The 6,479-nt window shown below is 71.7% G+C and carries 5 protein-coding genes; 3 read left to right on the top strand and 2 right to left on the bottom strand.

Annotation, left to right across the window (positions count from 1 at the left end):
• Nucleotides 1-147 precede the first annotated feature (147 nt).
• A complete protein-coding gene (locus D455_RS31215; protein ID WP_017572675.1) occupies nucleotides 148-2,697 on the bottom strand; it encodes an ATP-binding protein in 2,550 nt (849 codons plus the stop codon).
• Nucleotides 2,698-2,752: 55 nt separating this feature from the next.
• The gene (locus D455_RS0121095) at nucleotides 2,753-2,944 is read right to left on the bottom strand and encodes a hypothetical protein (RefSeq protein WP_017572674.1); all 192 of its coding nucleotides are present in this window, start codon (nucleotides 2,942-2,944) and stop codon (nucleotides 2,753-2,755) included.
• Nucleotides 2,945-3,273: 329 nt separating this feature from the next.
• On the opposite strand from D455_RS0121095, the gene D455_RS0121090 reads away from it, so the two are divergent.
• The 3 genes from D455_RS0121090 to D455_RS31210 all read left to right on the top strand — a co-directional run.
• Entirely contained in the window at nucleotides 3,274-3,822 is a 549-nt protein-coding gene (locus tag D455_RS0121090) for a DUF4139 domain-containing protein (protein WP_241480301.1), read from the top strand.
• A gap of 115 nt (nucleotides 3,823-3,937) precedes the next feature.
• Nucleotides 3,938-4,279: a hypothetical protein gene (locus D455_RS0121085; RefSeq protein ID WP_017572672.1), complete on the top strand. Its 342-nt coding sequence runs from the start codon at nucleotides 3,938-3,940 to the stop codon at nucleotides 4,277-4,279.
• A gap of 411 nt (nucleotides 4,280-4,690) precedes the next feature.
• Nucleotides 4,691-6,479: carbohydrate-binding module family 20 domain-containing protein (locus D455_RS31210; RefSeq protein WP_017572671.1), on the top strand; the 1,789-nt coding region annotated here is incomplete at its 3' end.

The raw sequence follows: 6,479 nt of genomic DNA, 5'->3' as shown, positions 1-6,479 counted from the left end.
AGCCGTGCCCGCGCCAGGTGCAGCCGCATCGGCGTGGCCTCCCACGCCGCCACCGCCGCCGTCCACCGCTCCAGCAGCGCGTCCGGTTTCCCAACCCCGGTTCCGGTCGGACCGCCTTCCTCGGCCGCACCGTCCGCCCCGGCCAGGTCACCCGCCCCCGTCAGACCGTCCANNNNCCGGGCGGCCCGCCACGGACAGGCGGTAGGCCCGCTGCGCCGTTCCGTGTGCGGACGCCGTCGACACCAGGTCGGCGATTCGGTCCCGCACGCCGCGCGCCCGCTCCACCGTCTCCCGGGGGCGTTCCGGCGCCGCGCCCAGCCGCGCCGCCTCGGCCATCGCGTCGGCCATCGGCCACAGGTACCCGGGCGCGGACTCCAGGACCAGCCGCCGCAGCGTCTGCTCGGACAGCGCGAGCGCGTCGTCCACCGCGCCCGCGACCAGGTCCGTCTCCAGCAGCCCCAGCAGGGACAGCTGCACGGTGTTCATGCGGTGCGAGGCCATCGCGTTCGAGCGCTCCGACGCTTCCATGGCCCGCCGCGCCGCGTCCAGGTCACCCATGGCCGCCGCGGCTCGGGCCAGTACCCCGCTGACGTAACACCGGTGCCTGCCGGACTGTTGGACACGCAGACTCTCGCCCGAGATCTCCCGGGCCCTGGCCAGGTTGCCCAGTTCCAGGTGGATCTCCGCACGGTTCTGGTGGTTGGAGGTCTTGTGGACGGACGCCCATCCCATCGCCTCGTGCCGGGCCAGGGACTCCTCCAGCACCGCCAGGCCCTCCTCGTGGTGGCCCAGCTCGCGCAGGAAGTGGCCCAGGTTGCCCGCGCCGCGTGCCTCCAACGAGGGGTCGGAGATCTCGGCGGCGTGGGCGATGGCCGTCTCGATCAGGGGGCGACCCCGGTCCGGGTCGCCCGCGTCCATGTGGAGGGCGCCCAGGGTGATCCTGGCGTCGGCGGCGGCGCACATGTCGCTCTCACTGGCGGGGTCGGCGCGCGCGATGGCCTCCTCCGCCAGGGCACGCGCGGACCTTCCGGCCCTCTCCAACGCGCGCAACCGCTCCTGGTCGGGACTCGGCCGCCGGTCGGCCCGGTACAACATGCTCTCCCTGGCCAGGGTGGCCAGCAGCAGGCAGTACCCCGGCATGTGCGGCGGGTGCAGGTCCAGGGCCGTGGTCAGGTCGTGGATCCTGCCGTCGACGTGGTCGGCGCGGGCCTGTCCCCTGCGGCGCAGCAGTTCCGCCCGCACCGTCAGCGTGTGGTCGTCGCACCCGCCCTCGGGCAGGGTGGCCAGCGCCGCGTCGGCCAGTTCGAGGGCGCGTCTGCGGCGGTCCGCCTCCACGGCGGCCCCGGCCGCCAGGCTGGCCACCTCGGCCCAGGAACGGCCCTGCACACGCTCCCGCGCGTCGGGAACGCGGTCCCACAGGGTCAGCACCCGCTCCAGCATGGCGAGCTCCTCGCCGTAGGCGAGGGTGTCGCCCGCGCGCACCGCCGCCCACCACGCGGCCTGGAGGGCGCTGGGCAGTTCCTGCGCGGCGTTGTAGTGGTGGGCCTGCTCGGCGGCCCTGCGGTCGAGGGGGACGGCCTCGGGGTACTCGTCGATGAGCTGGGCGAAACGCATGTGCAGCCGCGCGTGGGGGCCGGGCAGCAGCTCGCCGTGCACGGCGTCGCGCAGCAGGGCGTGCCGGAACCGGTACCCGGTCCGGTCGGCGCGTAGGGCGTTGGCGTCCACCAGGGTGTGCAGCGCGGTCTCCAGCTCGTGCTCGGGCAGACCGGCCGCGTGGTGGAGCATCTCGTGCTCGATGCTGCCCGAGACCGCGCCGACCGACGCCACGCGCAGTACCGAAAGCGCGGTTCCGTCGAACCGGTGCAGCGGCTCCAGAAGCAGGTCACGGAACTGGTCGGGCACACCGTGGCCGTCGCCGGAGGAGTCGCCGCCCGCCGCGGCGAGCGACTCCACGAACAGGGGGACGCCCTCGGTGCGCTGGTACAGCTCGTCCAGCTCGTGGTGGCCGAGTTCGGCGCCCCGTATCGCGGCGGCCTGGGCCCCGGCCTCGTCGCGGCTGAGCGGTCCCAGTTCCAGTGGCTCGACCCCGGGCACACGCCGCAGTTCGGGCAGCAGGCGGCGTAGCGGGTGGGTGCGGTGCAGGTCGTCGCTGCGGTAGGTGGCGATGATCTGGACACCGGGCAGGTCGAGGTTGCGGACCAGGAAGACGAGCAGGTCGCGGGTGGCCCCGTCCGACCAGTGCAGGTCCTCCAGCACCACGGTGACGCCACCGTTCTCGGCGGCCTGGTCGAACAGGCGCAGGACCTGCTCGAAGAGGATGCCCCGGTTCTCGGGGCGGTACGCGGACACCCCGCCCAGCTCGGGCAGCAGCCGGGCGAACTCCCCGGTGCCGCCGGGCGCCGCGGCATCGAACACCTCCCGGCCGCGTTCACGCAGGAGCTGGCGCAGGACCGCGGTGAAGGGCGCGTAGGCCAGGCCGTCCACGCCCAGTTGGAGGCAACCGCCGACGAACACCGTTCCCTCGGGGAGGGCGGAGACGAACTCGCCGACCAGGCGGCTCTTGCCCACGCCCGCGTCGCCGCCGACCAGGACCATGCCGGACGCCTCGGTGCGCGTGTGTTCGGCGTGCTCACGGAGGAGCCGGAGCTCGCGCTCCCGGCCCACGAAAACGGTGCTGCTGTCGACAAGAACGGGCATAGCGCCCATTATGCCCACCATGTGCGGCTCTCCCAGGGGCTTTTCGGCCGTATCCTCAGGCGGCACGGTCGTAGCCCTTCCTCCGCCACGGGCGTTCGTGTCCGCGGCGTTCCTCCCTGCGCCGTGCGCGCCTCTCGGCGCGTTCCTCGGCGCGCGCCTGGCGGGCCGCCCGCAGGTTCTGGACCTCGCGGAGGCGCTGCTCGGTCATCGCCTGGACGTTGGCGTTGATCAGTTCGGTGTGGAACACGGTGAGCTCCCCTCGTCCTCGCGGCGCTGACCCGGTGCCCTCGCCGTCTGGTGTCCACGATCGTTCTAAGAACCCCGGGTGCGCATGGGGAGGAATCCCAGTCCTGCGGGGTCCGGCGGCCGCGTGCCCTAAGACCCCGTGAGTCCCGGTGCGGAACCGTGCGGGCGCGCTGGTCGGGAGCCCTGCGGCTTCCTCCGGCGTGTCACCGTGTGCTTTCCGTTCATTGCCCATAGTTGTCTAGGAGGCGGGGGACCAAGACGCACTGGAGGCACGGGATGACGAGGGACGCTCGGAGGGGCTGGCGGAACACGGCGCGCGAAGGGGTGGGTGTGTTCACGGCGGGCCTCGCGGCGGCGGTCGTGTTCGCCGTGCCCGCGTTCGCCGCCCAGGCGACCGGACCGGGCCTGGTCGTGGACGCGGGCGCGCAACCGCCGCGGCCGGGCCAGGAGTTCGCCCTGCGCACCACCGTCACCAACGGGGGCGGCGCCCCCGTGACGGGCGCCCTGCTGGCCCAGCACGTCCCCGAGGTGATGGAGATCGTCGAGGTCGAGGGTGACGGGGTGGTCCGGGAGGGGATCGTGAACTGGCAGGTCGACGTGCCCGCGGGAGAGGAGGCGGTGTACACGGTGCGCGTACGCGCACCGGAGGGGGAGGACGCACGGGAGCGTCTGACGAGCACCGCCTGCCTGCTGTTGGAGCGCGACTCCGACCCGACCGCGTGCGCGAGCGACACGGTGGTCCCCGCCGAGGGGACCGTGATGTCACGGGTGTCGGAGTACGTGGAGCCGGCGGGCCTGCTGCGGGCCGCCGGGGTGGCCCTGGTGCTGGGTCTGGTCTGGATACTGTGGCGGCGCGTGGCGGTGGTGCGCCGCGGGTGATCCGAGGCGAGGAGCGGCGGGAGCGGCGTCACCCCATTGGTGGGGCGTCCGATTCGTTACGTCAGTGTGTCATGAACCCGGACGGAAAAACTACGCGGCGTAGTAGTGTTTCGGCATGGACATCATCTACTCCGCGCTCGTCTTCCTGCACATGATCGGCCTGGCCGGCATCATCGCGGGCTTCCTCATGCAGGTCATCACCGACAACCCCAAGTCGACCAAGGTCCTGCTGCACAGCTCCCTGCTCCAGTTGGTCGTCGGCCTGCTGCTGGTCGGCATGGCCGAGATGGGCGACCTCTACGACCCGAACCACATCAAGATCGCGGTCAAGCTGGTGATCTCCCTGATCATCGTTGTGGTGGGTGTGCTCAACCTGCGCAAGCCCGCCAAGAACCTCGCGGTCACGGCCGGTGTGCTCGCCATCCTCAACATCGGCGTGGCCGTCTTCTGGGGGTAGTCCCCCGGAGAGGTCCCGGACCGGCCCCCGCAGGCCGTGCCGGAGCGTGCGCCGGTGGCGGTGCGGATCCCCGGTCCGTACCGCCACCGGCTTTTCCGTGTGTCTTTCAGTAACCTTGCGGGATTTTTCACGACCTGCGCGTACGACCCCGCGTCGCCGTACGCGCAGGTCACCGCCCTGGCGGCGACAGACGTCCGCGCTCGCTCGGCCTCCGCTTCACCCACGAGTTGCGCAGGTGGCGCCCGCTTTCGTCGCCCTGCGTGAGAGGCGACATCCCCGTGACACGTGCTGTTCACAAGGGCGATCTCGTCTGTTAGCTTCATCACTCCCACGCAAACTCTTGCAACCACTGCAAGAGCGCGGCGGTCGGGGCAGCGTCGCCCCACCGCGCACCTCCCCCAAGGAGCGCAGATGAAGCCATCCGGACTCGGTGCCGCAGCCGGGTCGATCCTGCTCGGAGTCGGCCTGCTGACGTCCCCCACCCTGCTCGACCCGGACCCCGCGCGGGCCGAACCCGCCCCCACCACGCCCGCCTCCACCACCGCGGCCGACGCCCACAACGGCGAGACGATCGTCCACCTCTTCCAGTGGAACTGGAACTCCGTCGCCAACGAGTGCGCGGAGTTCCTCGGCCCCCGGGGCTTCGGCGCGGTCAAGGTCTCACCGCCCCAGGAGCACGTGGTCATCCCCTACGCCGAAGGCGGGAACTACCCCTGGTGGCAGGACTACCAGCCCGTCTCCTACCGCATCGACAACACCCGGCGCGGTACCGCCGAGGAGTTCGAGGCGATGGTCTCGACCTGCGCCTCCAACGGCGTGAAGGTCTACGTCGACGCCGTCATCAACCACATGACCGGTGACGGATCCGGTACCGGCAGCGCGGGCACCGAGTGGGCCAAGTACGACCACCCCGACCTGTTCGGCGACGGTGGCGCCGGCTACGACCACGCCGACTTCGGCCCCTGCTACGAGGAGATCGACAGCTGGAACGACAAGTGGGAGGTGCAGAACTGCCAACTGGTGGGTCTGGCCGACCTCAACACCGCCGACCCCCAGGTGCGCGCGCGGATCCGCCGCTACCTCAACGACCTGGTGGACATGGGCGTGGCGGGCTTCCGCGTGGACGCCGCCAAGCACATTCCCGAGGCCCACATCGAGGCCATCCTCTCCAACCTGCACGAGGTGCCGGTCTTCGGGGGCCAGCCGGAGATCTACCAGGAGGTGATCGGCGACCAGACGATCCCCTACACCGCCTACACGCCCTACGGGGACGTGACCGCCTTCGACTACCAGCGCGACATCTCCAACAGGTTCGCCAACGGCGACATCTCGGGTCTGGCGCACCTGCCGGACTACGGCGGTCTCACCGACGAGCAGGCCAACGTCTTCATCGACAACCACGACAGCCAGCGCTACCACCCGACCCTGACCTACAAGGACGGCGACCGGTACCACCTCGCCACGGCGTTCATGCTCGCCCACCCCTACGGCACCCCCGTGGTGATGTCGAGCTACGACTTCGGCGACAACGTGACCGAGGGGCCGCCCAGCACCGGGACCGAGTCCGGCAACCCGGCGGGCTGGATCACCGCCGACACCGACTGCTCCAGCGCCGTGTGGGTCTGTGAACACCGGCACCCGACCGTCGCCGGCATGGCCGCCTTCCGCAACGCCACCGGTGACACCCCCGTCGTCCAGCGCGCCACCGACGGTTCCTCCCGGCTCGCCTTCGACCGCGGCGACCGCGGCTTCGCCGCCTTCAACGCGAGCGGGAGCACCTGGAACCTGACCGCCGACANCGGCAGCTACGACAACGCGGCCGGAAGCGGTACCCTCACCGTCACCGACGGCCGGGTCAGCGCCCAGATCCCCGCCAACGGGGCCGTCGCCCTGCACGTGGGCGGCACCTGCGACGACCCGGCGGAGTGCGACGACAACGGCGGCGGCGACCCCGGCCAGCCCGGTGAGGTCGACCTCTCCGCCACCGTGGAGACCTTCTACGGCCAGGGGGTCCACGTGGTCGGCTCCACCCCCGAACTGGGCTCCTGGGACCCCCACGGCGGGGTGAAGCTGTCCACCGACGAGTCCACCTACCCCGTGTGGTCGGGCACCGTCCCCATCGGCGCCGACACCGAGTGGAAGCTGGTCAAGGTCGACGGCGCCGGGAACGTCGAGTGGGAGTCCGGCGGCAACCGCGTCG

Source organism: Nocardiopsis halotolerans DSM 44410, from assembly GCF_000341065.1.
Lineage (GTDB): Bacteria > Actinomycetota > Actinomycetes > Streptosporangiales > Streptosporangiaceae > Nocardiopsis > Nocardiopsis halotolerans.
The sequence above is the reverse complement of the archived record's forward strand: the minus strand, read 5'-3'. Positions and strand labels throughout refer to the sequence as shown.

Excerpts from the sequence above, each read along its gene's own strand:
- D455_RS0121085 (WP_017572672.1), top strand. The coding sequence starts at position 3,938 with ATGGACATCATCTACTCCGCGCTCGTCTTCCTGCACATGATCGGCCTG.